Annotated in this window: 27 protein-coding genes and 1 pseudogene; 25 read left to right on the forward strand and 3 right to left on the reverse strand. The window is 44.6% G+C overall.

Annotation, left to right across the window (positions count from 1 at the left end; genetic code table 11):
• The first annotated feature begins 318 nt into the window (after window positions 1-318).
• The 12 genes from soxC (at window position 319) to ACO0KW_RS15460 (ending at window position 10738) form a co-directional block, all read left to right on the forward strand.
• Window positions 319-1644: a sulfite dehydrogenase gene (soxC, locus tag ACO0KW_RS15405; RefSeq protein WP_423054164.1), complete on the forward strand. Its 1326-nt coding sequence runs from the start codon at window positions 319-321 to the stop codon at window positions 1642-1644.
• A complete protein-coding gene (locus tag ACO0KW_RS15410) occupies window positions 1644-2756 on the forward strand; it encodes a c-type cytochrome (protein WP_423054166.1) in 1113 nt (370 codons plus the stop codon). The genes soxC and ACO0KW_RS15410 overlap by 1 nt, the downstream gene beginning before the upstream one ends.
• Before the next feature lie 78 nt (window positions 2757-2834).
• Window positions 2835-3290 (forward strand): thiosulfate oxidation carrier protein SoxY, encoded by a 456-nt coding sequence (gene soxY / locus ACO0KW_RS15415; RefSeq protein WP_423054168.1) that lies wholly within the window; start codon window positions 2835-2837, stop codon window positions 3288-3290.
• 102 nt (window positions 3291-3392) lie between these two features.
• Window positions 3393-3704 (forward strand): thiosulfate oxidation carrier complex protein SoxZ, encoded by a 312-nt coding sequence (gene soxZ, locus ACO0KW_RS15420; protein WP_423054169.1) that lies wholly within the window; start codon window positions 3393-3395, stop codon window positions 3702-3704.
• 109 nt (window positions 3705-3813) lie between these two features.
• Window positions 3814-4623, forward strand: a complete 810-nt coding sequence (gene soxA / locus ACO0KW_RS15425) for a sulfur oxidation c-type cytochrome SoxA (RefSeq protein ID WP_423054170.1) — start codon at window positions 3814-3816, stop codon at window positions 4621-4623.
• Between the two features lie 56 nt (window positions 4624-4679).
• A complete protein-coding gene (gene soxX / locus ACO0KW_RS15430; protein ID WP_423054171.1) occupies window positions 4680-5300 on the forward strand; it encodes a sulfur oxidation c-type cytochrome SoxX in 621 nt (206 codons plus the stop codon).
• Between the two features lie 84 nt (window positions 5301-5384).
• On the forward strand, window positions 5385-7109 hold the full coding sequence (gene soxB, locus ACO0KW_RS15435; protein WP_423054172.1) for a thiosulfohydrolase SoxB: 1725 nt from the start codon (window positions 5385-5387) through the stop codon (window positions 7107-7109).
• A 77-nt stretch (window positions 7110-7186) separates the two neighbouring features.
• On the forward strand, window positions 7187-7576 hold the full coding sequence (locus ACO0KW_RS15440) for a hypothetical protein (protein ID WP_423054173.1): 390 nt from the start codon (window positions 7187-7189) through the stop codon (window positions 7574-7576).
• A 65-nt stretch (window positions 7577-7641) separates the two neighbouring features.
• Window positions 7642-8625 carry an MBL fold metallo-hydrolase gene (locus ACO0KW_RS15445; protein ID WP_423054174.1) on the forward strand — a complete coding sequence of 328 codons (984 nt, stop codon included), beginning with the start codon at window positions 7642-7644 and terminating at the stop codon, window positions 8623-8625.
• Between the two features lie 91 nt (window positions 8626-8716).
• Complete coding sequence (locus tag ACO0KW_RS15450; protein WP_423054176.1) at window positions 8717-9142, forward strand: DsrE family protein; 426 nt, start codon at window positions 8717-8719, stop codon at window positions 9140-9142.
• 104 nt (window positions 9143-9246) lie between these two features.
• A complete protein-coding gene (locus ACO0KW_RS15455; RefSeq protein WP_423054177.1) occupies window positions 9247-9609 on the forward strand; it encodes a hypothetical protein in 363 nt (120 codons plus the stop codon).
• 22 nt (window positions 9610-9631) lie between these two features.
• A complete protein-coding gene (locus ACO0KW_RS15460) occupies window positions 9632-10738 on the forward strand; it encodes a YeeE/YedE family protein (RefSeq protein WP_423054178.1) in 1107 nt (368 codons plus the stop codon).
• A gap of 42 nt (window positions 10739-10780) precedes the next feature.
• Here ACO0KW_RS15460 and ACO0KW_RS15465 read toward each other — a convergent pair whose 3' ends face one another.
• Window positions 10781-11779, reverse strand: coding sequence for a hypothetical protein (locus tag ACO0KW_RS15465; RefSeq protein WP_423054179.1), 999 nt, complete (start codon window positions 11777-11779; stop codon window positions 10781-10783).
• 342 nt (window positions 11780-12121) lie between these two features.
• Between ACO0KW_RS15465 and recA the strand changes: the two genes are divergently transcribed.
• The 6 genes from recA (at window position 12122) to ACO0KW_RS15495 (ending at window position 18159) form a co-directional block, all read left to right on the forward strand.
• A complete protein-coding gene (gene recA / locus ACO0KW_RS15470) occupies window positions 12122-13159 on the forward strand; it encodes a recombinase RecA (protein ID WP_423054181.1) in 1038 nt (345 codons plus the stop codon).
• 190 nt (window positions 13160-13349) lie between these two features.
• A complete protein-coding gene (gene recX, locus ACO0KW_RS15475; RefSeq protein ID WP_423054182.1) occupies window positions 13350-13805 on the forward strand; it encodes a recombination regulator RecX in 456 nt (151 codons plus the stop codon).
• A 602-nt stretch (window positions 13806-14407) separates the two neighbouring features.
• A complete protein-coding gene (gene sucC, locus ACO0KW_RS15480) occupies window positions 14408-15592 on the forward strand; it encodes an ADP-forming succinate--CoA ligase subunit beta (RefSeq protein ID WP_423054676.1) in 1185 nt (394 codons plus the stop codon).
• An 18-nt stretch (window positions 15593-15610) separates the two neighbouring features.
• Window positions 15611-16492 carry a succinate--CoA ligase subunit alpha gene (gene sucD / locus ACO0KW_RS15485; protein ID WP_423054183.1) on the forward strand — a complete coding sequence of 294 codons (882 nt, stop codon included), beginning with the start codon at window positions 15611-15613 and terminating at the stop codon, window positions 16490-16492.
• 222 nt (window positions 16493-16714) lie between these two features.
• Window positions 16715-17521 (forward strand): Stp1/IreP family PP2C-type Ser/Thr phosphatase, encoded by an 807-nt coding sequence (locus tag ACO0KW_RS15490; protein WP_423054185.1) that lies wholly within the window; start codon window positions 16715-16717, stop codon window positions 17519-17521.
• A gap of 56 nt (window positions 17522-17577) precedes the next feature.
• Entirely contained in the window at window positions 17578-18159 is a 582-nt protein-coding gene (locus ACO0KW_RS15495) for an FHA domain-containing protein (RefSeq protein WP_423054187.1), read from the forward strand.
• 81 nt (window positions 18160-18240) lie between these two features.
• On the opposite strand, the gene tfpZ is transcribed toward ACO0KW_RS15495, so the two are convergent.
• Window positions 18241-19059: a TfpX/TfpZ family type IV pilin accessory protein gene (gene tfpZ / locus ACO0KW_RS15500; protein ID WP_423054677.1), complete on the reverse strand. Its 819-nt coding sequence runs from the start codon at window positions 19057-19059 to the stop codon at window positions 18241-18243.
• A 324-nt stretch (window positions 19060-19383) separates the two neighbouring features.
• On the opposite strand from tfpZ, the gene ACO0KW_RS15505 reads away from it, so the two are divergent.
• Both ACO0KW_RS15505 and ACO0KW_RS15510 read left to right on the forward strand, forming a co-directional pair.
• Entirely contained in the window at window positions 19384-20871 is a 1488-nt protein-coding gene (locus tag ACO0KW_RS15505) for a Wzy polymerase domain-containing protein (protein WP_423054188.1), read from the forward strand.
• A gap of 86 nt (window positions 20872-20957) precedes the next feature.
• On the forward strand, window positions 20958-22493 hold the full coding sequence (locus ACO0KW_RS15510) for an acetyl-CoA hydrolase/transferase family protein (protein ID WP_423054189.1): 1536 nt from the start codon (window positions 20958-20960) through the stop codon (window positions 22491-22493).
• A 32-nt stretch (window positions 22494-22525) separates the two neighbouring features.
• Here the strand turns inward: ACO0KW_RS15510 and ACO0KW_RS15515 are convergent.
• Window positions 22526-22642: pseudogene (locus ACO0KW_RS15515) on the reverse strand (cyclic pyranopterin monophosphate synthase MoaC); the annotation flags it as partial.
• Between the two features lie 458 nt (window positions 22643-23100).
• On the opposite strand from ACO0KW_RS15515, the gene ACO0KW_RS15520 reads away from it, so the two are divergent.
• The 5 genes from ACO0KW_RS15520 (at window position 23101) to ACO0KW_RS15540 (ending at window position 26360) form a co-directional block, all read left to right on the forward strand.
• Window positions 23101-23760 (forward strand): recombinase family protein, encoded by a 660-nt coding sequence (locus ACO0KW_RS15520; RefSeq protein ID WP_423054190.1) that lies wholly within the window; start codon window positions 23101-23103, stop codon window positions 23758-23760.
• Window positions 23761-24677: 917 nt separating this feature from the next.
• A complete protein-coding gene (locus tag ACO0KW_RS15525) occupies window positions 24678-24818 on the forward strand; it encodes a hypothetical protein (protein WP_423054191.1) in 141 nt (46 codons plus the stop codon).
• Window positions 24815-25435, forward strand: a complete 621-nt coding sequence (locus ACO0KW_RS15530) for a hypothetical protein (RefSeq protein ID WP_423054192.1) — start codon at window positions 24815-24817, stop codon at window positions 25433-25435. Before ACO0KW_RS15525 ends, ACO0KW_RS15530 begins: the two co-directional genes overlap by 4 nt.
• A 138-nt stretch (window positions 25436-25573) precedes the next feature.
• A complete protein-coding gene (locus ACO0KW_RS15535; protein ID WP_423054193.1) occupies window positions 25574-25870 on the forward strand; it encodes a hypothetical protein in 297 nt (98 codons plus the stop codon).
• A 25-nt stretch (window positions 25871-25895) separates the two neighbouring features.
• The gene (locus ACO0KW_RS15540) at window positions 25896-26360 is read left to right on the forward strand and encodes a hypothetical protein (protein WP_423054194.1); all 465 of its coding nucleotides are present in this window, start codon (window positions 25896-25898) and stop codon (window positions 26358-26360) included.
• The last annotated feature ends 88 nt before the right edge of the window (window positions 26361-26448 follow it).

The following is a 26448-nucleotide window of genomic DNA, read 5'->3' on the forward strand; positions in this document are numbered from 1 at the left end:
AAAAGTTGATGCAATAGTGCGCATTCTGCGTACTTTTAGCAAGAATTTGGCAGCGCTAATTTGTGCGCAAAAGGCACGCTTCCATCGAGAGCCGCCGTGTTTTTATTTTGTTAGTTACAGAACCTGTTTAGCCATCAATGTATACAAAGCCCTACGTATGACAACCATCAAGGGATAAGCTTGTCAGCTTACTCATTGTTGCACCGCCGCACTAAAAATGCTTGCGGTTTCCTAATCTCTATATGATTATATGCGCATGTAGTTAATTATTTGAGTATTGATGCTGTAGGAAATGGGGGTATTCAAGTGTCTGATGAAATGAGAAAAATCATAGGTCGTATTACGAAGGCACCTGAAGGCTTTCTCGATGTGGCAAAGCTAGAAGAAGCCCGCAAGGCTCGTCGAAGTTTTATGGGGAAGGCACTGGCAATGGGTGCAGGTGTTGCATCGACCGCGGTTGCGACAGCGAGTATGCAAGATGGGGATAAGGCTATTCTTACTTTGCCTGAACACAGCAAAACTCTGGGGCAGTCAGTGGCCACATCCGGTTACGGTATGCCATCGAAGTGGGAAAAAAATCTTCAGAGACGCGAAAGTCCTGGCTTGACCCGTGTCTCACAGGCCTCGGTGAGTTTCACACCATTACAAGGTCTGTTCGGCATTATCACACCTAGTGGATTGCATTTTGAGCGGCACCATCAGGGCTGGCATGATATTGATCCGAGTGGGCACCGCTTGATGATCAATGGTTTGGTAAAAGAGGAGCGCGTATTTACGATGGATGATTTGATGCGCTTGCCGAGCGTATCGCGAATTCACTTTATTGAATGTGGTGCTAACACTGGCGCAGAGTGGGGCAACGTGGCACTTCCAACTGTGCAATACACACACGGCATGCTGAGCTGTTCAGAGTTCACCGGCGTCTTGTTGTCAACTTTGTTGGATATGTGTGGTTACGACAAAAAAAATGGCAAGTATATTTTGGCCGAAGGTGCAGATGGTTCTAGTATGACTCGAACGATTAGCATTGATCGCGCAATGGATGATGTGATCGTTGCATGGGCGATGAATGGTGAGATGTTGCGACCGGAGAATGGTTACCCATTGCGCCTGGTTGTGCCTGGTGTGCAAGGTGTGAGTTGGGTCAAATACTTGCGTCGCATCGAGGTGGGTGATCAGCGCTATGACACTAAAGATGAAACCATACATTATATCGATATGATGCCGAACGGCATGCATAGGCAATACACCTCAGTGCAAGAGTGTAAGAGTGTGATCACTACGCCATCCGGCGGGCAAACTTTGTTAGATCAGGGCTATTACAACATTACCGGACTTGCTTGGTCGGGGCGTGGCAAGATTAAGCGTGTCGACGTCAGTGTCGATGGCGGACGTAATTGGCGCACAGCACGCTTGGAGACCCCAATTCTCAGCAAAGCCTTGAGCCGATTTAACATTGATTGGGTTTGGGATGGATCCACGACCATTATTCAAAGTCGTGCAATCGATGAAACTGGTTATGTCCAGCCGAAACTAAATCAATTGCGCGCAGTGCGTGGCACAAAATCGATTTATCACAACAACGCCATTCAATCTTGGAAAATTTCCAGTAACGGCGAAGTTTCTAATGTGCAGGTGTCCTGATGCAAAAAATCGATTTCAAAATAATCCTACTGCTTAGTTTGCTGACGTTGCACACAACGTCGGCGCTTGCACAAGAAAAACCTTGGCAGCACATTGGACGAAAAGCCACCCCAGCGGAAGTGAAGGCGTGGGATATCGATGTTCGTGGAGATTTTAAAGGTCTGCCGAGAGGCAAAGGTTCGGTTGCTCAAGGCGAGCAAATTTGGGAAGCAAAGTGTGCCAGTTGCCATGGTAGCTTTGGCGAACTGAACGAAGTGTTTCCACCGCTAGTGGGCGGCACGACAGCGGAAGACATGAAGACTGGCATCGTTGCCGCGAACGCAAAAGGTGGCGTTGCACAAAAAACTACGATGATGAAGTTGGCGAAGTTATCAACCCTTTGGGATTATATTAATCGTGCAATGCCTTGGACTGACCCTAAATCATTGCAGCCAGACGAGGTCTATTCTGTCGTGGCATATATCTTGAATTTGAGTGCGGTGGTACCGACAGATTTTACTTTGTCGAATGAGAATATCGCTCAGGTGCAGGATAAATTGCCAAACCGCAATGGGCTAGTGCGCTTTGATGGTTTGTGGAATACCAAAGGTAAGCCTGATGTGAAGAATCTCCCATGTATGAATGCATGTCCAGTCGAGCAAATTAGTTCAAGCTTGCCTGACTTTGCCCGCAATGCGCATGGTAATCTAGCAGAACAAAATCGTGTTATTGGTGCGGTGCGTGGGGCGGATACAAGTAAGTCGGCATCCACAGTGGCAATTGGTAGTGCTACAACAAAAACAGCATCTGCTGCAATAAATGTATCGTCACTGCACAGCGAAAACAACGCGACACAGAATAATGATTCCGTTACAGTGGTTGAAATTAAATCTGTGCTATCCAAGAATTCTTGCACTGCCTGTCATGGTTTGAAAAGTAAAGTTGTGGGCCCCGGCTTTAATGCCATTGCTGCCAAATATAAAACTGAGAGTGATAGTGAAAATTACCTGATAAAGAAAATTAAGGCAGGTGGCTCGGGTGTTTGGGGCGCTATTCCCATGCCTCCACAAGGCCAATTAAAGGACGCTGATGTTAAAGCGATTGCTGCATGGATAGTCGCTGGCGCTCGGTAATAAAAGGCAAAAAGAAAAAATGATTGCAGTTAAATTGTCAGAATTGATCTGATTTCCCGTCCACAAAAAGGAGACATTATGAATACTACACGCCGTTCACTGTTGAAAACTGTCAGTATGTTTGGCATCTTGGCCGCTGCTGGCGTGATCACGTCGAAAGAAGCGTTGGCGTATGACTTGCGCGCAGGATTTGATGCAAAGAGTTTATCTGAAGCTTTAAGCGTATTAGGTGGAACCGCTGTTGATAGCAAAGATATCACCATCACATCACCGGATATTGCGGAAAATGGTGCAGTGGTTCCAGTCTCGGTGAATACATCCATTCCTAACACAACCGAAATCTATATTTTCGTTGAAAAAAATCCTAACCCCTTAGCGGCAGTGTTCATGATTCCTGCAGAGACTGAGAGTACGGTGCAGACACGTTTGAAAATGGGCCAAAGTACAAACGTGTTGGTGGTCGTAAAAGCTGGAGGAAAACTGTTTAGCGCGACAAAAGAAACGAAGGTTACTTTGGGTGGTTGTGGCGGTTAATTTCTACAAAGATAAGAGCGTTTTATTACGCAAACAGTTTGGTAGCACACCATTGTATTCAAAATTAGTGCTCAACATTAATGAAGAAATAAGGAAAAAATCATGGCAGATCCAATGAAGATTCGCGCAAATCACAATAATGGCGTGACCGAAGTAAAAGTGCTCATGGCGCATCCGATGGAAGGTGGAATGCGTAAAGATGCGCAGGGTAAGCTTGTCCCTGCACACTTCATTAAAGAAGTGAAAGCGACACTTGGAAGTCGTGTCGTATTGCAATGCCTGTGGGGACAATCAGTGTCACAAAATCCCTATCTCGCGTTTAAGTTTAAAGGTGGCGCTAAAGGTGAGAAAGTTCAGGTGAACTGGGTCGACAATAAGGGTGACTCACGCACGGATGAAGCAACGATTGCCTAAGTAAATTAGTGCTAAAAATTGGCGTTTCACTTCTAGTGTTAATGACCTTTATGCGTTGGAATACCGGTTTTTCGGGTTTTTCTTTAATTATCATTGAAATGGATTTGCGATGAAAAAAACTTATGTTTACCTTTGCTTTGTGGTCCTATGCCAAATCACTTCTAATTTAAGCTTTGCCCAAACAGCATCGGATGAAATCGCGAAATACCGTGCCATGTTGGCTGATGGTAATCCGGCTGAATTGGTAGAAGGTCAGGGAGAAGTGTTGTGGGCGACTAAGCGCGGACCTAAAAATGCATCGTTGGAACAATGCGATTTTGGTAAAGGACCTGGCGTTATCAAAGGTGTCTACGCTGAAATGCCGCGTTACTTTGCTGACGTTGATAGTGTGATGGATTTCGAGTCGCGTCTGGTGCATTGTATGGTGACTTTGCAAGGGTTTAAACGTGAAGATGTCGTTAAAAAACCATTTTCTGCGCAGGGCGAACGGGCGACTGATTTGGAAGCATTGACTGCTTACGCAGTCGCTGAGTCGCGCGGTTCTCTGATCCGCGTACCGCAAAGTCACCCAAAAGAAAAAGCAGCCTTCGCGCGCGGTGAGAAAGCCTTTTTTTATCGCGGTGGCCCGTTTGATTTTAATTGTGCGTCTTGTCATGGCGCAGATGAAAAACGCATACGCTTGCAAGATTTGCCGAACCTACTCAATGGTGCACAAGCGCAAAAGGCGTTCGCGACTTGGCCTGCGTATCGCGTGAGCCAAGGTGCCGTCAGGACGATGCAATGGCGTCTGAACGATTGTTTCCGCCAACAACGGTTTCCTGATTTGAAATATGGCTCGTTGACGTCGATAGATTTGATCACTTATCTTGGAGTGATGGCGAAAGGTGGCTCGATGGATGCACCGGCTCTCAAGCGCTAAGCCTTGCTCCCTGATCGAAATCTATTAACTATATTCGAATAAAAAAGAGAAAAATCATGAAAAGACAATACAAGATTTCTGCATTGGTTGCCGTGATGTTGCTGTCAGCTTGCGCAACCGTAATTACCATGCCAGATGCGGCACAAGATCTCGCAAATTTCAAAGCCTCGTTTGCGGAAAAAGGTATCGCAAAATTAGATCGGCTCGAGCAATCTGATCTGCAAAAAAACTGCTCCGAATTTGCACGCACAGAAGTGCCCGCAGAGATTCGTACACGTCTGGAAAAAGCAGAATTGGATGCAGTGAAATTTCCGAGTGACGGAAAGTATCTAGGTGATTGGAAAGAGGGCGAAAAGATTGCGCAAAATGGTCGCGGTTTGCAGTTCTCGGACGACGTGAGTACGGTGAATGGCGGCAATTGCTATGCCTGCCATCAAATTTCGAAATCTGAAATCGCCTTCGGAAACATTGGCCCCAGCCTAGCGGAATACGGTAAATTGCGCGGCGGTCCGACCGAAGATATTGTGAAATATACTTGGACAAAATTGTTTAGCTCTCATGCATACAATGCCTGTTCCGTGATGCCACGCTATGGCGCGGCGGGCATACTCACAGAGAAACAAATGCAAGATGTCATGGCATTGCTACTTGATCCCAAGTCGCCAATTAATCAATAGAAAATACACTAATTTGTGGCCGCTTACCTACTAGCGACAATGGTAGCGAGTTCAAACAGCAAAAGCGAAAGCGGAAGAGATATTATGAGCATCAGTCGTCGGGAATTTCTGCAAGTATTAGCAGTTGCCAGCGCAGGTGGAATGGCGATCAGCAGTGAAGACGTACTGGCTGCACTGCCGGGTGCGAATGAGCGCATTTATCACCTGCCGAAATTTGGCAATGTGAGTGTGATGCACTTTACTGATTGTCACGCACAACTGATGCCAGTCTATTTTCGTGAACCGAATGTGAATTTGGGCGTGGCTGGCGCATTCGGAAAAGCACCACATCTGGTGGGAGAAAATCTACTTAAACATTTCGGCATCAAACCGCATACACCACAGGCACATGCATTTACCTGTCTCGATTTTGAACGTGCTGCCAAAACTTACGGTAAGGTCGGCGGTTTCGCCCATTTGGCAACACTCATTAAACAAGTGCGCGCCAGTCGTCCTAACGCGTTGCTATTAGATGGCGGCGACACATGGCAAGGGTCGGCCACCGCCTTGTGGACGAACGGTCAGGATATGGTAGATGCTTGCAAATTGCTGGGTGTGAATCTGATGAGTCCGCATTGGGAATTTACTTTAGGTGCTGCACGCGTTAAAGAAATTATTGATAAAGATTTTAAGGGGCAGATTAATTTTCTGGCGCAGAACGTCAAGACGACTGACTTTGGGGATCAGGTCTTTGAGCCTTATGTGATTCGCGAAATGAACGGTATCCCAGTGGCGATCATTGGCCAGGCATTTCCCTATACACCAATTGCGAATCCACGCTACATGGTGCCCGACTGGTCGTTTGGTATACAAGATGAAAATATGCAGAAAATGGTCGATGAAGCACGTCAAAAAGGTGCGCAGGCCGTGATTGTGTTGTCGCATAACGGGATGGACGTCGATCTGAAAATGGCATCCAAAGTGACAGGGATTGATGCGATTATGGGCGGTCATACGCATGACGGTATTCCAGTACCTAGCGTCGTGCACAATGCTAAAGGTCAGACCCTAGTAACGAACGCAGGTTCAAATGGCAAGTTCCTCGGCGTACTCGATTTGGATGTACGTGCTGGTAAAGTGCAGGGATTTAAGTATCGCCTGTTGCCAGTATTTTCTAATCTCCTGCCAGCCGATAAAGAAATGCAGGCATTGATTACGAAAGTGCGTGCACCGTATAAAGATAAGCTGGAAGAAAAGCTCGCTGTGAGCGAAGGTTTACTGTATCGCCGAGGTAATTTCAATGGCTCATGGGATCAGTTAATCGTTGACGCATTGATGGAAGTGAAAGGTGCAGAGATTGCCTTCTCACCAGGCTTCCGCTGGGGAACGTCGATTTTGCCAGGCCAAGTGATTACGCGTGAACATTTGATGGATCAAGTGGCGATTACTTATCCATCGACCACCCTAACTGAGATGACGGGTGAAACGATTAAGACGGTATTGGAAGACGTGTGCGATAACCTGTTTAATCCTGATCCTTATTTCCAGCAAGGCGGGGACATGGTGCGGGTTGGTGGTCTCGAATATTCGTGTACCCCCAACGCCAAAGCGGGTGCTCGCATCAATCACATGATGTTAAATGGCAAGGCTATTGAGGCAAACAAAACATACAAGGTTGCGAGTTGGGCACCCGTCGCCGAAGGCGTGCAAGGTGAACCGATTTGGGATGTGATGGAAACTTACTTTAAGTCACATAAAGTGATCAAGGCACGGAAACTGAATCAACCTAAAGTGATTGGTATGGATGGTAATCCGGGCTTGGTAGATTGATCACCAGTCGCACCAGTGTCGGTTCTAGTCCAATCATGTGGTGAAAAATTATGAATGTTCTTCCGCAACAAGTGCCAATGTTAAAAGATTTGCAGCAAGAATTTACGCAGATTGTCGACCACAAGATTCTACTAATTTTATTGCTGTCGCGTTCAGATTGCCACTTTTGTCACGAAGTAAGAATTAATTATTTATCGCCATTGGTAAGAAATTTTAGCAACAAAAAGCTTGTTATTCGCGAATTGCAAACAGATGTTGTGAACTCTTTGATAGGTCTGGACGGAAAGCAAATTTCAGTGAACGAATTACTGCGACAGCTGAAGGTGAATTTCTTTCCAACGGTTGTTTTTCTTGGAGCTAATTTGGAGATGTTAGCTGAGCCTCTGATTGGTCTAAATAATTCCGGATTTTATGGCGCTTATCTGGATCAGCGGATCACGATTGCGATGCAATCATTCCGAATTTAGTCGGTCTTCGGTGCCTGCTTTTTGTATGATGATGTGAGTTGAATGTGCGGCTATGGGAATGAGAAATGCCAAAAATAATGGAAAGTATTGAGCGATCATTCGCCCTTGGGTTGGTTGTCCTCGGAGCACTATTGTCGATGCCCGTTTGGGCGGGTTCCGCTATCGTTTTAACACCAATCAAAGTCTCTCCTCATGTCTACTATTTTCAAGGCGAATCAGGGGTAGCGAGCGCTGCAAACAAAGGCTTTATGTCGAATGCGGGGTTTGTGGTTACCTCTGATGGAGTCGTCGTCTATGATGCTCTCGCGACTCCGGCCTTAGGAATGGCGATGATCGCCGCCATAAAAAAAGTGACGAACCAGCCGATCAGAAAAGTCGTCGTCGGTCATTACCACGCAGATCATGTTTACGGCCTACAAGCGTTCAAAAAAGTGGGTGCAGAGTTGATCGCTCATGAAGGCGGTAAACTCTATTTAAATTCGGAATTGGCGCAATTACGTTTGGCGCAAAGAAAGGCGGAAATTTCCCCCTGGGTAGACGATAAAACGGTGATTCTGCCAGCGGACACTTGGTTGAACTTCGAAGACAAAAAGCCTTATAGGTTCGAATTGGGCGGAATTCGTTTTCAGATCATTGACAGTAGTGGCGCGCATTCCTCTGAAGATATTTTGTTATTTGTGGAAAACGATAAAGTCCTGTTCGCTGGAGATATTTATTTTTCAGGGCGGATTCCATTTGTTGGGAATGCAGATAGCCGGGTTTGGCTAAAAACCTTGGAGCGTTTGTTGGACGTCAAACCGCACGCTGTAATTCCGGGGCATGGTAGATATTCGACCAATACGGTTGAAGATCTCCAGTTAACCAAAATTTATTTGGAATATTTACGAGCAAAAATGGGCGGCGCGGTGCAGAATTTAGTCGGTTTTGAAGAAGCCTATCAACAAACCGACTGGTCGCGATTTGAGAATTTACCGGCCTTTAAGGCGGCTAATCGTCTCAACGCATTCGGTACCTATATTTTGATGGAAAAAGAAAGTCTAGAAAAATGAAGGATGTTTGAGGCGGGGATCAAATCAATGTTTTCCATCATCGTCATTATTCAAGCAGGTGGTGTGGACAATTTTTAATGAAGGAGTGGATATGAAAAACAGTTTTAAATGGTTGATTATTGCGTTGTTATCGTTGCTGACATTGACCGGTTTTGCTGCCGAGCGTGAGGAAAAAGTCATTTACCATATCAGCGATAGTGTGAACGCTGCAGCTGGCTTACGGAATGCCCGCAATCATCTGGATCAAAGTCCGAAAGCCAAGATCGTATTTGTGACACATGGCGCGGGGATAGATTTTTTGCTCGATGGCGCAATGGATAAAAATGGCAATCCATACGATATTTTGGTACAGGAATTGGCCGCGCGTAAAGTTGAGTTTCGCGTGTGTAATAACACCTTGGTTGGTCGGAAAATAGATAAATCAAAACTCTTGCCCGAGGCTAGTATCGTGCCTTCAGGCGTGGCCGAAGTGGCACGATTGCAGATTCATGAAGGGTATGCCTACCTGAAACCTTAATTGAAACCTTAATTGAAACCTTACTTGAAATCTTAATCACTAGATCATGCCGAAGTTGGGGCGCTTTGTTAGCGAAGTTTCGACGTAGCCTTCAGGAGTTTCTTATGAAATTAGGGAATTATAGGCAGCTCAATCTATTCGGCATGATGACGGCGCCAGGCTTGATGCTAACCTTTTTCGCTTTCGCGTCCCTACAAATTCAAGCGCAAGAACGCTTGTTCAAAAATGCCGACATCAATGCCGGCAAGGGCCTTCATGCAGAAAATAGTTGCAATACCTGTCACCAAAGGCTGAAGGGTAAGAACGAAAGAGATTTCTATACACGGTTCGATCGTAAAGTGAATACGCAAGAGAAGTTGGTTTCGCAGATTGCTTATTGCAGCACGCAGCTAAGTTTGAGTTTTTTTCCAGAAGATGAGTTGAATATCGCCGCCTTCTTAAATAATGCTTATTACAAATTGAAATAGATTCTTTGAGATAGGATTGATCGTGAATGTCGCAGGGTGGGTAGAACAATTCGGAGAACCTGCAGTGCTAGGAATTGGTGGCGCTTGTATCGGGCTGATGTTTGGTTTTTTTGCACAGCGCTCTAAATTTTGTTTGCGCGCCGCGGTGATCGAATTTTGGCATAGAAAATTTGGCGAAAAACTCGCGGTCTGGTTGTTAGCTTTTTCTACGGCAGTCGTTGTCATTCAACTGCTGATATTAAATCACATGGTCAATGTTAGTAATGCACGTCAATTGGCAACCACTGGGAGTATCTCTGGCGCATTAATCGGCGGGTTGTTATTTGGCGTAGGCATGATATTGACGCGTGGTTGTGCGAGTCGCTTGCTAATCTTATCGGCAAATGGAAATTTGCGCGCTTTGTTGTCTGGATTAGTTTTCGCCGTGGCAGCACAGGCATCTCTGTCAGGTGCACTTGCGCCATTGCGAAATACGATGAGTGCGTGGTGGACCGTATCTGGCGGCAGCGCACGCGATTTGTTGGCGGTCTTTGGCATAGGGCATTGGGGTGGTATTGGTTTTGGTCTGGTCTGGCTAGTTGCTGCCTTATTTTTTTCGGTGCGCAGCGGTGGGACTGTTTGGAAATGGATAGGTGGCATCGGTTCTGGGTTCGCCGTCGCATTAGCCTGGTGGTTCACTTACAGTGTCTCAATTAATTCATTTGAAATTGTTCCTTTACAGGGGCTGACATTTAGTGGGCCGTCTGCAGAATGGCTGATGCGAATACTTTCAGCGCCTGGAACATCAATTAACTTCGATTTTGGTATGCTTCCTGGCGTGTTCGTTGGTTCCTTCCTTGGTGCATGGTTAGGAAAGGACCTTAAATTGGAAGGTTTTAGAGATGGCTACAGCATGAGCCGTTACATCATTGGTGCGATCCTGATGGGTTTCGGTGCGATGTTAGCTGGTGGTTGCGCAGTCGGTGCTGGAATCACAGGGGGCTCTATTTTTGCGTTGACTGCGTGGCTGGCACTAGTTGGTATGTGGATTGGAGCAGGTATAACTGATCGCATTTTTGATTTCTCATCGTACGTTGACACCGCCACACCACGGCACGATAAGTTGGGCACGGAATTAACAGCGCCTTAGTAGGTCAATTTGGATTGAAATCCGCAATTGAAACGACAGGTTCTATGATTCAAATTTGCTCTGCTGACGTAATTTTTCAAGTTGTTGATATAGAGTTTCGGTATGTTCTGAAAACGCATGTCTGATGTTCGTACTCGGATCTCCTCGAAAGTTTTGCTGAGGATGTTTGGAGTGAAATTGTGCGCGTATTTTCACTTTTTCTAATTCCTCTGCAGTGAGTTCGATATTCCATAGCGATAACAGGGATTCCCACATCGCATTCGGTAAATCTTGATAGTTTAAAATGTGTAGCTGGTGATCTCTGTGCTCGCCCAATGCCCTTGTATAAAACTGGTCTAATACCCGCAGACAATAACCATCCTGATCGCCAGGAAACAAGTCAGTCTTATCCACTTCAATATTGCCCATATCAACAAAGGCGGGAATCATTTGTGGTCCACGCTGACGCTGATGTGATGCTAGCACTTGCTGCGGATCGCGATATAAGAACAGCATAGGAGTATGCGGAAAGGCTTGCCGGATAAAACTTAGCCTTCCTATATGCCAACTATCAAATTTAATGATGAAGTGGGTTTCGTCTTTGAAGCGCCTTTGTCCCAAAGTGGTAATTAAATGTTGAAAAATTTCGACATTCTCTTGTGTTTGCTGTTGATGTGTGCGAAAAAAACTGTCTATGACCGGTGGTTCTGAAAGAACAATGCAACGCGTTAAATGGCTGAGCATTTGAGTCAGTAATGTCGAACCGCACCGTGATACATGAAATATGAACGCGGTCGGCGCCACATGGTCTGTCACTTGCGTCAATGCACTAACGGGAGTCCTACAGACTCGCCGTAATTCCTGGGGTTGTGCGTTAAGGCTATTTTGGAAAAATGACTCGACGAAACGTTGATCGCCCATATCGCGCCAGTAAAGCTCATTTCCAAGCTCACTAAAGATGATTGGATACCAGCTTCTTAAGGATGTGAGTGATTCTGCATCGATTATTTTTCCTCGAACAAATGAACGCTCTTCAGCGGCAAAACCGTCATACGTTTGCATAAGTCTGCCTAATAAAAAAATAGAAATTTTAACATCTTATTTGGTGCGCTTATCGATGAGAAATTACGAACCGCCGTCGATAATGCCAACTGTTCAGTTGTAGGCAAAAAATGGAGAGGGCAAAGGACTATTTATGACAGTAATGTCGATGTTCTTTTAATGAAAACAACCAACATAAAACCAACGGTTAAAAAATATTTTAAAAGATGCTTGCACAAACCACTGATTTTTTATACAGTGTCGACATACAGTGATTTGAACAACCGTTTTAAGTGAGTTCAACACGTTGAATGGTATTTTAGTATCATCTGGCACTTAATTAAGCACCTAATGGAAGAAATCATGGACGATAGAAAATCTGATAACGGCACCGATAAAAGTAAAGCATTGGCTGCTGCACTTGCACAAATTGAAAAGCAATTCGGCAAAGGCTCTATTATGCGTTTGGCAGATGGTGCGACCGTAGAAGAAGTGCAGGTTGTCTCCACAGGTTCTTTGGGCTTGGATATTGCATTGGGCGTAGGTGGTTTGCCACGTGGTCGCGTGATTGAAATTTACGGTCCAGAGTCCTCAGGTAAGACAACGATGACACTGCAGGTGATTGCAGAGATGCAAAAACTAGGTGGTACTTGTGCGTTTATCGATGCGGAACATGCTTTAGATGTCGGATATGCGCAAAAATTGGGTGTTAATTTAAATGATCTGCTGATTTCTCAGCCAGATACAGGCGAGCAAGCATTGGAAATTACGGATGCTTTAGTACGTTCTGGTAGTGTTGATCTGATTGTTATCGACTCCGTTGCAGCGTTGACACCAAAAGCTGAAATTGAAGGTGATATGGGCGATTCATTGCCCGGCTTGCAGGCTCGATTGATGTCACAGGCTTTACGTAAATTAACGGGTAGTATCAATCGCACCAACACAACAGTCATTTTCATTAATCAAATTCGTATGAAAATTGGCGTAATGTTTGGTAGTCCAGAAACGACAACAGGCGGTAATGCGTTGAAATTTTATGCGTCTGTCCGCTTAGATATTCGTCGCACCGGTTCAATCAAAGCTGGTGATGAAGTAATTGGTAACGAAACCAAAGTGAAAGTCGTGAAAAATAAAGTCGCGCCTCCATTCAAAGAAGCGCATTTCGACATTCTTTATGGTGCAGGAACTTCACGCGAAGGTGAGATTCTGGATTTGGGTGCAGACTGCAAGATCGTTGAAAAATCAGGATCTTGGTATAGCTATAATGGTGAAAAAATTGGCCAAGGGAAAGATAACGCACGTAACTTCTTGATTGAACGTCCAGCATTGGCGTATGAGATTGAGAATAAAGTGCGTGCGCAATTGGGTGTACCACTGTTGCCAGCACTCGCTACAGAATAGCTGGGATGCAAGGCTCATAAAATCTTGGAGATATTGTGAGCACTGCAAAGAATAGATCACGGTAGTCTTAAGTCGATTTACTTGGTAACAGGTGGTCGACTTTTTTTATTTCTTTTTGGCTTTTATTATTTTCCTGATATTTGTATTTTTAGTTTCTTTTTTCATGCCAAGCGCTTTGTAATTTCCATCGATGATCAGACCCAAATTGAGTTTAAAAGGGCGTGCTTTGCGCTTTCTCTCTATGCGTGAGCACAGTCGCATAGAACTTGCTCGCAAGCTTTCTCCTTATGTGGAAGAGGAAGACGAGTTGAATTTGCTATTGAATTGGCTGGAAGAATCAAAGTTCCTTTCTGATCAACGCTTCTCGGAATCTCTGGTGCATAAACGTCAAGCTCGATTCGGAAATCAGAAAATTTTGGCGGAATTACAAAGTCATAATGTGAGTAAAGAAGATTTGTCTGACATTAAGCTTGAATTACAGGAAACCGAAATGCAAAGAGCTGTCGATGTTTTATGGCGTAAGTTCAGCACGCCGCCTGTGGATCACATGGAGAAGGGAAAGCAAATGCAATTTTTGGCTCAACGCGGCTTCTCCAGTCGTGCGATTAGTCATGCATTGCGTCAATCTCGTGAAGAGGATGCGTAGAAAAATTGCTTTCTCTTTATCGAAAAGGTATTTTCCGTGAACGGAATTGAATTTATGACATTTGAGAAAGCACAATATCTCGCTGCAACTCGCGAACATTGGTATTTTCAAGTAGTGGTTACATCAGATTGGTCTAACCAAAAAATAGAATTCATCCTTTAGCTGTGCTAGAATCCACAGGTTTTTTGCAATGCCGCAAGAGCGGCTGTGATCGTAGAAACTGCGAACACGCACGCAATTGTGGCTTTTTATGTTCGAATTGCCGCCAGCAGGCATGATGCCTCTTTTTAAATTGATGACTTTCTCTACCCCCTTATTCGGGTCTAATTTCCTTGTCCCAGTAGATGTTACTTACATGGGTAAGTTGATTTGTGGTCAAGCGGATCGTGTTTTTGCTCGTGCTAAGTTGATGCAAACAAAAATTTCCGAAACTCCCAAGTAATTATTAGATAAACGTGACCCCGATTTTGGCTGTTGCGTTTTTTTGTTTGGGGTAACGCTTTTGTTTTGCTGACTTAATAAGTTTTCGAATGCTCCATGCTGTAAAGTGTTTATAGAATTTCAGTTCTTTTTGTTTTACTTTTTAACTAATACCTCAGTGTCTGAAGGGAAGTCGTATGAAAATCCATGAGTATCAGGGTAAAGAAATCCTCCGTAAATACGGAGTGACCGTACCGCGCGGTATCCCATGCATGTCCGTTGAAGAAGCAGTCAAAGCTGCTGAAACTTTAGGCGGTCCAGTATGGGTAGTCAAAGCACAAATTCACGCCGGTGGCCGTGGTAAAGGTGGCGGCGTTAAAGTTGCTAAATCCATCGAGCAAGTACGCGAATACGCAGACGCGATCATGGGTATGCAATTGGTCACGCATCAAACGAGCCCAGAAGGTCAAAAAGTACGTCGCTTATTGATCGAAGAAGGCGCTGACATCAAGAAAGAACTGTACGTCAGTATGGTGACGGATCGTATCAGCCAACGCGTAGTATTGATGGCATCTTCTGAAGGCGGTATGGATATTGAGGAAGTGGCTGAATCACATCCAGAATTGATCCACTCTATCGCGATCGATCCAACAGCTGGCTTGCAAGACGCTGAAGCAGATGACATCTCCCGCAAAATCGGTGTGCCAGAAGGTTCTATCGAAGATGCACGTGTTCAGTTGAAAGGCTTGTACAAAGCTTTCATGGAAACAGATTGCTCTTTGGCTGAAATCAATCCTTTGATTTTGACTGGTTCTGGCAAAGTCATTGCTTTGGATGCTAAGTTCAACTTCGATGCGAATGCCTTGTTCCGTCAACCAGAAATCGTGGCTTACCGCGATTTGGACGAAGAAGATCCAGCTGAAATCGAAGCGTCTAAGTTTGACTTGGCTTACATCTCTCTCGACGGCAATATCGGTTGCTTGGTGAACGGTGCAGGCTTGGCGATGGCAACCATGGATACCATCAAGTTGTTCGGCGGCGAGCCAGCGAACTTCTTGGACGTAGGTGGTGGCGCGACAGCAGAGAAAGTCACTGAAGCATTTAAGATCATGTTGAAGAACCCAGGTTTGAAAGCAATCTTGGTTAATATCTTCGGCGGCATTATGCGTTGTGACGTGATTGCAGAAGGCGTTATCACTGCATCCAAAGCAGTGTCCTTGCAAGTACCTTTGGTGGTACGTATGAAAGGTACAAACGAAGAAATCGGCAAGCAAATGTTGGCTGACTCTGGTTTGCCTATCATCGCTGCAGACACGATGGAAGAAGCGGCACAGAAGGTTGTTGCCGCTGCTGCCGGTCAAGCTTAATTTTCGCAAGGAATCACTATGTCCATCCTGATTAATAAAGACACTAAAGTCATCACCCAAGGTATCACTGGCAAAACTGGCCAGTTCCATACACGTATGTGCCGCGATTACGCAAACGGTAAAAACTGTTTCGTCGCTGGTGTAAATCCTAAGAAAGCTGGCGAAGACTTCGAAGGCATTCCAATTTTCGCGAATGTTTCTGAAGCTAAAGCAGCAACTGGCGCAACAGTTTCTGTGATCTACGTTCCACCAGCAGGTGCAGCAGCTGCAATCTGGGAAGCCGTTGAAGCGGATCTCGATTTGGCGATCTGTATCACAGAAGGTATCCCCGTCCGTGACATGATGATGTTGAAAGACCGCATGGCAAAAGCAGGTAGCAAAACAAAATTGCTCGGCCCTAACTGCCCAGGTTTGATCACACCAGATGAAATTAAAATCGGCATTATGCCAGGTCACATCCACCGTAAAGGTCGTATCGGCGTGGTTTCCCGCTCTGGTACATTGACCTACGAAGCAGTTGGTCAATTGACAGCACTCGGCTTGGGTCAATCTTCTGCGGTTGGTATCGGTGGTGATCCAATCAATGGTTTGAAACATATCGACGTCATGCAGATGTTCAATGATGATCCAGATACAGACGCTGTGATCATGATCGGTGAAATCGGTGGTCCAGATGAAGCAAATGCTTCTTACTGGGTACGCGACAACATGAAGAAGCCAGTCGTTGGTTTCATCGCTGGTGTGACTGCGCCTCCAGGCAAACGTATGGGTCACGCAGGTGCTTTGATTTCTGGTGGTGCTGATACAGCGCAAGCGAAATTGGACATCATGGAAGAGTGCGGTATCAAAGCAACGAAGAACCCGTCTGAAATGGCGCGCCTGTTAAAGGCAATGCTGTAATTTCGATGTGATTTTTCATAAGAGAAAAGGGGGCTTTGGCTCCCTTTTTTTATGGCGCTACAGAAGCTCACATCGGTGTTGATGTTGTAGTTGCGCGATTGAAACACCAAAATTTCCACTCCAGGCTGATATTTCTCTCGGTTAATGGTAAGCTCAACAACTTCTGATTTGGTGATGTTTTTCATTCGCTTTAGCTATTGTCGATTTCATTTCGTCTAATTCATGCATTCACATACTGTTTTGGAGTTTGCCAGTCATACTGACACAGGTTTAGTCCGCAGTCATAATGAGGACGCAATTGTCATTTGCCCAGACGCCGGTTTAGCGATTCTGGCTGATGGTATGGGCGGCTACAACGCAGGCGAAGTGGCGAGTCAAATGAGTGTGGACTTGGTGAGTGGACAGATTCGGCAAAAGCAAGCGAATTCATGGATGCCTCGTATGCCTTGGCAATCATCTATGCCTGAGAAGTGGATACATGATGCAATTGTCTATGCTAATGAAAAAGTCATAGAGCTAGCGAATGCTAATCCCGATAATTTTGGAATGGGCACGACCATCGTCACTGCCCTTTGTCACCACGATAAGCTAGTGATAGGTCATGTTGGAGACTCTCGAGCCTATTTGTTTCGAGAAAATTATTTGGAACAGATTACGCGCGACCATTCGGTGTTGCAGGCACAAATTGATGCTGGCTTGATTTCCCCAGCTGATGCACATCTGTCACCGATTAAGAACCTCATTACACGTGCGGTTGGGTCACATGAAGAAATAGAAGTCGAAGTACATGACCATCAAATGAAACAAGATGATATCTTTGTTTTGTGTTCTGACGGTCTGAGCGATATGTTGGATCAGATTCACATTCAGACGGTATTGCGGGAACAATCAGCGGATTTGGATACTTGTTGCAAAACTTTGGTGTATCTGGCGAATCGACAAGGTGGATTTGACAACATATCCGTTGTTTTAATACGTGTGAAAGAATTGCGTGAGCGTGGCTTTATGGAGTATATTTTTGCTAGTTAAAAAACAAGCAATTTCCATTCTTATTTGATTTATTTTTTGTACCCAGTGGACATAATATGGCAAAAGTTGTGGTGACTTTTAATGGTCAGATTCAAAAAGAATTTAATATTGACCGTGCGCGTTTGAATATAGGGCGCCGACCTGGCAACGACTTGGTCTTAGATCATCTTGCAGTAAGTGGACGTCATGCGGCGATTGATACCACTTCTGAAGGTACGTTCATTTTGGATTTGGGTAGCACAAATGGTACCTCGGTGAATGGGCAACCAATCAAGAAGCATTTGCTGCAAAACGACGATGTGATTGAACTGGGTAAATATCAATTGAAGTTCGTGGTCGAAGTCGACAACTATCAAATTTCGCCTGATGAGACTTTGAAAGTTGGCAAAATTAGAGTGCTTAACGGCGCGAACGCCAGTAAAGAGATGGTTCTTTCCAAGCCTGTAACCACGCTGGGTAGTCCAGGTATTCTGGTGGTGTCAATTGCGCGAGACGGAAATCGCTTTAAAATTACCTTCGTAGAAGGGAAGGTATTTCCAAAAATCAATGGTGAAGCAATTGACGCGCGCCCACGTATTCTGGCGCATGGCGATGAAATCGACCTGTCAGGAACAAAGATGGAATTTCAACTGAATTAGTATGAGAACTGCCTAATTGGCAAAATTATAAAGAAAGTGGCAGCGAGGTTTTTACATAAACCTCGCTTTTTTTATGGGAGTTCAGTTTGTTGTGAGTGCGTCGCCGTTACTCGCGTCGATGACAACAAAAAGTTTGTTGGACCTGGTTTTTAAAGGACAAAACAATACTTTTTTGCCTTGCTTTTCAAAATCCTGACGAATACTTTCTAGTTGAATTTTACTTGTGTCATCCAGATTTTGTTGTGATAGCTCTTTGCTAGCGGCAAGGACTTGGCCTTTGATGTGAGCGTAATCAACGTAGTACTGCGGAAGATTTTCTATCCCCATATTTCCCAGTCCTGCGAATAGTATTTCCTCGCGCTTTTGCTGGGAGTCAGGTAGTTGGGTGCCAACAAATTGAGGACCAAGTTGCGGTAGTTGTTTAAATTTTTCTACGGTCACTTTGGCAATATCACTATCTTCAATTTCATTCGCTTTGACTAACACGAATTGTTTCTCGACAAAAGCCAGATAGACAGGGCGCACTGTGTACAATGACCAAACGCCATAGCCGAGGAATAATAACTGGCAAATTAAAACCGTGGTGACATCAAATTTTAATGATTTCTTTTTTGGATTAAATATCACTAGCATGATTAAAGGGCCTAAGACCAGATCAACCAAGATTAGGATCTTTAATAGTTCTAATCCATTTGCCACTTCAAAAAGTTGATGAGGGTACCAAACAAATTTAATAAAACAAAAAATACACGTAATGACGGCGGCGCTTCCTAGGAAGTGAAGGCCAAATGCTTGATAGCGGTTTAAGTTGGATAAACGATTAGTCAGCATAATATTCACTTGAAAGTAGGTAGAGATAAGGTGATGTTGGTGTGTTCCGAAGAATCCTCTATTCTGCACGAACAATCGCAACTATCGAAAAAAATCATCGCTTAAAATAATAGAACGAAGAGCAAATTTCAAGAGCAATCAAACCAAAAATTTTTTCTAAAAAAGATGTTTCTTATAAAACGCCGTAATATATCCCTGCTTATCTTTAGTGTCTGTTTGTTGTTTGCGCAGCTCTATACTGGACACGTACATCCCTATCGTAGCTTTTATCACGAATTCGCCGTGTGCTTAGGTGTCTTTGTAGCGATGGTTCCACTTTGGAGTAGGGTGCAAGAAAAATTCACTGTCCCGATCATTAGCCTCTTATTTTTTGCTTTAATTGCGTATATCTGCATGCAAATGTTTGTGGGGCTTAGTAGTTACGCCGCGATTGCGTACCCCCTATTTATGTTGTTTAGTTTGATATGTGCAATGGGACTAGGAGCGACTTGGGTAAAAATCGAAGCAAATATGGACGCTATATGTTGGGCTATCTCTCTAGTTTTCTTGGGAGCCGCTTTGCTTTCGGTCGCCATGCAACAAGTGCAGATTATGGGTTTAGATTGGCGTCCATTTGTGATGTATATGCGTAATGATGGAAGTAGTCCCGTCCGCGCATTCGCGAATGTGGCGCAACCGAATCAATTGGCGCTGTTAATTTGCTTTGGTCTTGCATCCCTTTGGTGGTTGTTGCAAGTGTCACGTCTATCCGGCTTTGTAGCGTGGTCGCTGGCTTGTTGTTTGCTGTGGGGGGTGGTCTTAACCCAATCGCGTATCGCCTGGATCATCCTGCCATTGTTTGCTGGCTTAAGTTTATTGGTACGCCAACATAGTCGCAGAGTTAGTTGGCTCAGTGTTGCGAGTCTGTTGTTGATCTATGTCGTATTGCTGCTGAGTTTGCCAACAATTGCTAAGTGGATGGGATTTGTGGTCGGCACTTTAGGTGAGCGCGTTGGTGGTCGTTCTGAACGATCCGTATTACTTCAACATGCGTGGGCAATGGCTACTACGCACCCGTGGTTTGGTGTCGGTTGGTTTGGATTTGGCGCGCAGCAAGTATCAATTGCTGCCGACTTTTCCTCTACAACGTATGCCGAACATGCACATAACATTGTGTTAAATTTTGCTGCAGAATTGGGCTTCCCTTTTACTCTGGTATTCTTTTCTGTGCTGCTAATCTGGTGCTGGAAAACTTGTTGTAATAAATTTTCTTTACAACACCGTTCGGTGGTTTTCGTCTTGATGATTTTGTTGGCGGTGGGCGTACACAGTTTGGTCGAATTTCCGTTGTGGTACGCCTATGTACTGCTGCCTGTCGGTGTGCTGATGGGCGCTGTGCACCAATTGCGCTGGCCGAACGCTGGCATGCCCGTATCATTTCGCTTGGTCAAAGTGATCGTGCCAATTTGTCTGGGTCTGCTGATATGGGCATGGATAGATTTTCATCGGGTGGTCGATGGTTTTCTCGCATTCAGACAAGTGAAGGATTACGCCGACATTCCAGCGCAAAAAATCACCGCGCCCCGATTAACTTTCATGCCTGACTATTATGATTATTTTCAATTGCTCAGAGTGACGCCACGAGTGGGTATGAGCGAAGCAGAAATTCAATTTGTGGAAAAGGCCAGCCATCGTTTTGGGTATGTACACATACTTGATAAGTTGGCTCAGGTGTATTGTCTGAATGGTCGTATTGAGACGGCAAAACGCACCATGCAAAGTCTGCAACGCCTGCACCCTTTGGTGTATACAGAGTACTACGACTATTGGCGCGCGCTGGCAAAAACACATTCTTGTTATGCCGATGTCTTTGCGAGTATGCCGCCGCGTGATGCACAGTAAGCGGTTAATGCGGTTAATGCGTTTCTTCGTCAAAGCTAGATCAGCGTCAGAATTTACCGATTTCAAAATACGAAAGTGAAACCAAGATGAGCATCAATTCGCGCATACAACATCCATTACTCCGAGAAAAGATCATGTCTGCCGAAGCAGCCGCCTTACTCATACAAAACGGTGATCATGTTGGCATGAGTGGATTTACTGGTGCCGGCTATCCGAAATTAATTCCGCAGGCTTTGGCAAAACGCATTGAACTGGCGAACCAAGGTGAAACAAAATTCAGTATAGGCGTCTGGACCGGCGCGTCCACAGCACCAGAGTTGGATGGTGCACTAGCCAAGGTCGGCGGCATCAATATGCGTTTGCCTTATCAATCTGATCCGACATGCCGCGCTCGTATCAATGCTGGCTTAATGGATTATGTGGATTTGCACTTGTCGCACGTTGCACAATTTGTCTGGTTCGGTTTTTTGGGTAAATTGAATGTCGCCGTGATCGAAGTCGCGGGTGTTTTGCCGGATGGTCGATTAATTCCTTCCTCATCGGTGGGCAATAATAAGACTTGGCTCGATCAGGCCGATAAAGTGATTTTGGAAGTGAATTCACATCAAAGTGCCGCGCTGGAAGGCATGCACGATATCTATTATGGAACCGAACGCCCACCCCATCGTAAGCCGATACCGATGGAGCATACGGGGGACAGAATTGGCGAACCCTATTTAAGGGTAGATTTGAATAAGGTGGTCGCAGTTGTAGAAACAGACCTGCCTGATCGTAATACGGAATTTTCTGCGCCAGATCAAAACTCTGAGCGCATAGCCGGACATATATTGGAATTCTTCGCTCAGGAAGTAAAGATGGGACGAATGCCGCCAACTTTATTGCCTTTGCAATCCGGCGTCGGCAATATTGCGAATGCCGTATTGGCGGGATTGAATCGAGGGCCCTTTGATCAGTTGACGGGATTCACTGAGGTATTGCAAGACGGTATGTTGGAAATGATTAGATCCGGCAAGATGACCAATGCGTCCGCAACCGCCTTATCGTTTAGCCCTAGTGCGAATCAAGAATTCCTAGACAATCTAGATTTCTATCGAGACAAAATTATTTTGCGCCCACAAGAAATTTCGAATCATCCAGAATTGATCCGCCGCCTTGGCGTGATTTCGATGAATGCCATGTTAGAAGCCGATATCTATGGCAATGTGAATTCCACCCATATCATGGGAACCCGTATCATGAATGGTATCGGCGGTTCCGGAGATTTTGCGCGCAATGCCTACGTGTCCATGTTCATGTCGCCATCCACCGCCAAAGGTGGGACGATATCTTGTATCGTACCAATGGTTAGTCATGTTGATCACACCGAGCACGATGTACAAATTATCGTTACCGAACAAGGCTTGGCAGATTTACGCGGATTGGCGCCTCGTCATCGCGCCGAATTAATTATTCAACGCTGCGCACATCCTGATTATCGCCCAGCCTTGCTCGACTATTTTCAACGCGCGCAACAGAGTGCCCAAGCTGGCCACGGCGGCATGCATACGCCGCATATTCTCGATGAAGCATTATCGTGGCACAGTCGTTATGAACGTGAAGGGCAAATGTTGCCCAAGGCGTAAAGTCAGTAAAAAATTAACCAAATAAGCTCACGTCAATCAATGACCGCGGTCCAATCCCCTGACTTACCGCCGTGTTTTTCTATGACACGAATATCGCTCATGACCATCCCGCGGTCAACGGCTTTACACATATCGTAGGAAACTAATATTTACCTATGAGAAGACCCCTAAAAACTACCCAAAATTGGCTCTATATTCCGTCTCCAGTTGGACAAAAAATGGACAAGATTATTCTTGCCCGTGGTGATGGTAATAGGGTTTCTTTTTAATTGCAACAAAGCCTCGTTGGTTAAACCAACCTGCGCAAGTATAATAAGAATAGCCCTAAACCATTGACTTTCAATGGTAAACCCTCTCAAGACCCGCATGGATACTACAGTCATCCTCCAAGACTGCCTATTATTTAAGCAAAATAGACTGTGAAACATATCGTGAAACAGTGCTTTTTGGGATAGTCCAAGCATAGAAACCGTAGTGAATCTATCACAGCCGCTTTGTGCTCACCAAATTTGTTGTGCTCAAACTTTAAGCAGTCAGAGTGAAAAATAAATAACTGTGCGACCTTAATACGGGTGTATAATGGCTGCACACTTACAAAGGGCATAACATGAAAGCTATTATCTACACTCGGTTATCTAAGCGTGAAGCTCACGAACAAACAGGACTGCACACTCAGCTACAAGACTGTGAAGCCTTCTGTGCTGCTCATGGCTACACTGTTGTTGATAGAGTGAGTGAAATAGCTTCAGGCAAGCTGTCCGATTCTGTGCGTGTCGTACTTGGTGCAGCGATCAAGCGGTGCAGAGCAGAAGGTTTAACTTTGATAGTTAGCAAGCTAGATCGCCTGAGTCGTGATTCAGCATTCACCACTGCTTTGTTAGCATCAGGCTTTCAATTCAAAGTAGCTGCTCTTGGTGCCAATGCCGACAGCTTCACAATATCTATCTATGCCGCTCTTGCACAAGCTGAACGTGAGGCTATCAGCAGCAGGACAAAACGTGCTTTAGCAAAGCTCAAGGCAGACGGGAAGCCGTTAGGCACATTCGCAGCTAAGATGCCATTGGAAGCACGACAACGTGCGCAAGAGAGTAACAAGGCTAACGCAGCAGCTTTCAAGGCTACTCTTGCCACCACGATCAACGGCTATGTATTGCAAGGTCTGAAGCATCAACAGATAGCAGACCAACTCAACAGCATTGGCATTAAAACTATGCTTGGCAAGTCTTGGGGACGTACTACAGTAGTTAGATTCTTACAGTCTGTTTAGGCTATCAAATTCACCCACAGAGGGCTTCTATAACCCCTGCAAGCCCTCCAAGCTCTTGCGGTGTTTGGTACTATCTCCAGCGCAATCGAAGACTTACAGAGCCGCGAATAGAAACTGATATTTGTACAATGTGGTTGCTTTTGCGCTATACCACTACAGGACGGGCTTAGCGGTGCTTGTGTGCCTGTAGATATTTAAAGTTAAAACCGCTACCAATCAACCGAACAAGTACCCACTTCAAAAATTTATTTTAAATAATATTCAATTTGAATGCCTAAAGGGGTTGACAATTAAGTCACTGTATGGTACTATTATATGGTCGGCAGTAGTTGTTTTATTAAACTTAGTTTATTAGCTGCTGTTAGCCTCTCTCCCTCCCGCAGTGCTCCCCAATAAAATTAAAGAAAGTGAGTCAATATGCCTCAAGTATCTCCTATGGAGTTATTAAAACTAATAGAGGATAACTTATCTTCTAATTTATCATTCTCGGAGTTGTTCCTGTTATTGGTAAATGGAAACTATCCATCATTTAACGGCAAAAAGTGGACTTACCCTGTACTGTTAAACGTCATCAAAACTATCCGCGACACTTCACACAGACCCTCAAGCCCTGTAGCACTGCTAATCAAGCAGCGTGAGGCATCTAATGGCTGAATCATGGTTCGCAAGACAATTGCGTGAAGCTTTGGAGCGTAAGAATAAGCAGAAGTAAAAGAACAAACGTGTGGTTGTGTTTGTAGTCAAGTGGATTGTATTAATCAAGGGCGCTACCCCACTTTAAACAATAGCCCCTGTACCAGCTCAGAAAGTTTGGTATGCAGTCTTCCTCAGACGAGTCCAATAAATTTTGGATTCGTCCTCTCCTACCACAACACCACCAGCATCACAATAAATAATAACCATAAAGGACAAGCAGAATGAGTATCACTGTAAAAGAGTACACCTCGAAAAACGGCACCACCTATCAACTACAAGAGTTTGACAAAACACGCATCTATCATCCGAACACTATCCGATCAGTGAAAGCTTCGAATCAAGAGTATTACGATGCTATATGACTGCAATGCAACTAAGAGAGATAGACCGTTCAGATTGTATTGGCTCTAACGAAATATCACTTTTAAAAGCTGATTCAAGCAAAAGTGTACTAACCAACCCTCAGCTTACTTCTCAAGAATCCTCCGACGAGAAAACGCTGAAGGAATTTATATCTTCGCATTATAAAGACCCGATATCCGTGCGTTTTCAAAACGTTACTTTCAAGAATGGCGTAATGTGTGGCGAGTTGAATTTTAAAAACAAGTTTGGTATCTATGATGGGTTTAAGCGTTTTATCACTCATGGGTTGCCAACTCAATCAATAGAAATTTTCGTGGAAAAGGTACCTATTTCTAAAGTTGGCGGGTATTTTTACACCAAAGAGAGTTTTTTCAGAATCTCGATCTTTGCACACTTAAGCCACGTCCAGATGAATGCAATAAGGATTGCGTATCAGACAAAACCTGTTACGAAAGTTCTCTCTCCTGATTTAGCACAACATGTCAAAACATTGCAATTCTACGAACAGAAAATTGCTCGCAACACCAATAGTGCTGAGATGAATGCTTATGTAGATGAGGCATCCAATTTAATTACTTTTGAAGACGAATTTATTGCATCTTGCACTTCTTCCTAGGCTTCCAACAGTCTTATGGCTCAACATCCCCCCATAACTCAATGAAGCTTTTTTAACAGATTGCTTAGTCTAATCAGAAAATTCACTTCGATTTACTAAGACGACATATTTTATTTTTTCAAACCAAAAAGGAAAATCATGAACCAAAAACATCTACTTTCTTCTTTAACACTGTTCACGATGGCAGCGATTACGATGGGATGTGCATCCAATTCTGGTGTGGTCGCAATGGGTAAGGACACCTATTTCATATCGCGTCAGGCAGCAACTGGATTCTCAGGTGCAGGAACATTGAAAGCAGAGACGCTTACAGAAGGTGGTAGTTTTTGTGCGGCAAAAGGTAAGGAGTTGGAAGTTATATCTTTAGTTGAGGCTCAGCCACCTTTTATATTTGGGAATTTCCCGAAAGCAGATTTGCAGTTCAAATGCAAGTAAGTGATGTGATTGGTGCTTTCATTAAATGAAGAAATACATCTTTATCTCACTACTATTTGCTTGCGTAATAGGTCTTTGGATTGCCTACCCATTCATCATTTCACAGCAATTTGTAGTAGATCTTTTCCCCAAAGGAAATTGGGCTTCTCGTGGTGTTGTCGGGGATTCTTTTGGTGCTTTGAATACGCTTTTTTCAGGGCTAGCTTTGGCAGGCTTGGCGGTGAATATTTACTTGCAAAGTGTTCAGTTAAAAAAGCTTGAGGCGAAAGAAGAGGAGAACTCGAAAAGACTTGATTTGCAGTCCGAGACATTAAGCTTAACCGCTTTGCTTAATTATCATAATAGCGAAATCGATAGATTGACAAATTTGTTAATTTCGACTAACGGAAAAGTCACCGATTCGGCAAGCGAAGGAATGAAAGATTCATACGATAATCACAGGAAATTGAGGAAAGCGCTAGTTGAGCGTCTAGAAGCGAATTTGAGATGAGGATTGCTCTTCTATATTCTTACTGTTCTAAAGTTGGTTGTGATGGTTTTCGCTTACCCAACTTCCTAAACGCCCACCACCTTACCTG

The sequence above is a fragment of the Undibacterium sp. Ji22W genome (genome assembly GCF_049340305.1).
Lineage (GTDB): Bacteria > Pseudomonadota > Gammaproteobacteria > Burkholderiales > Burkholderiaceae_D > Undibacterium.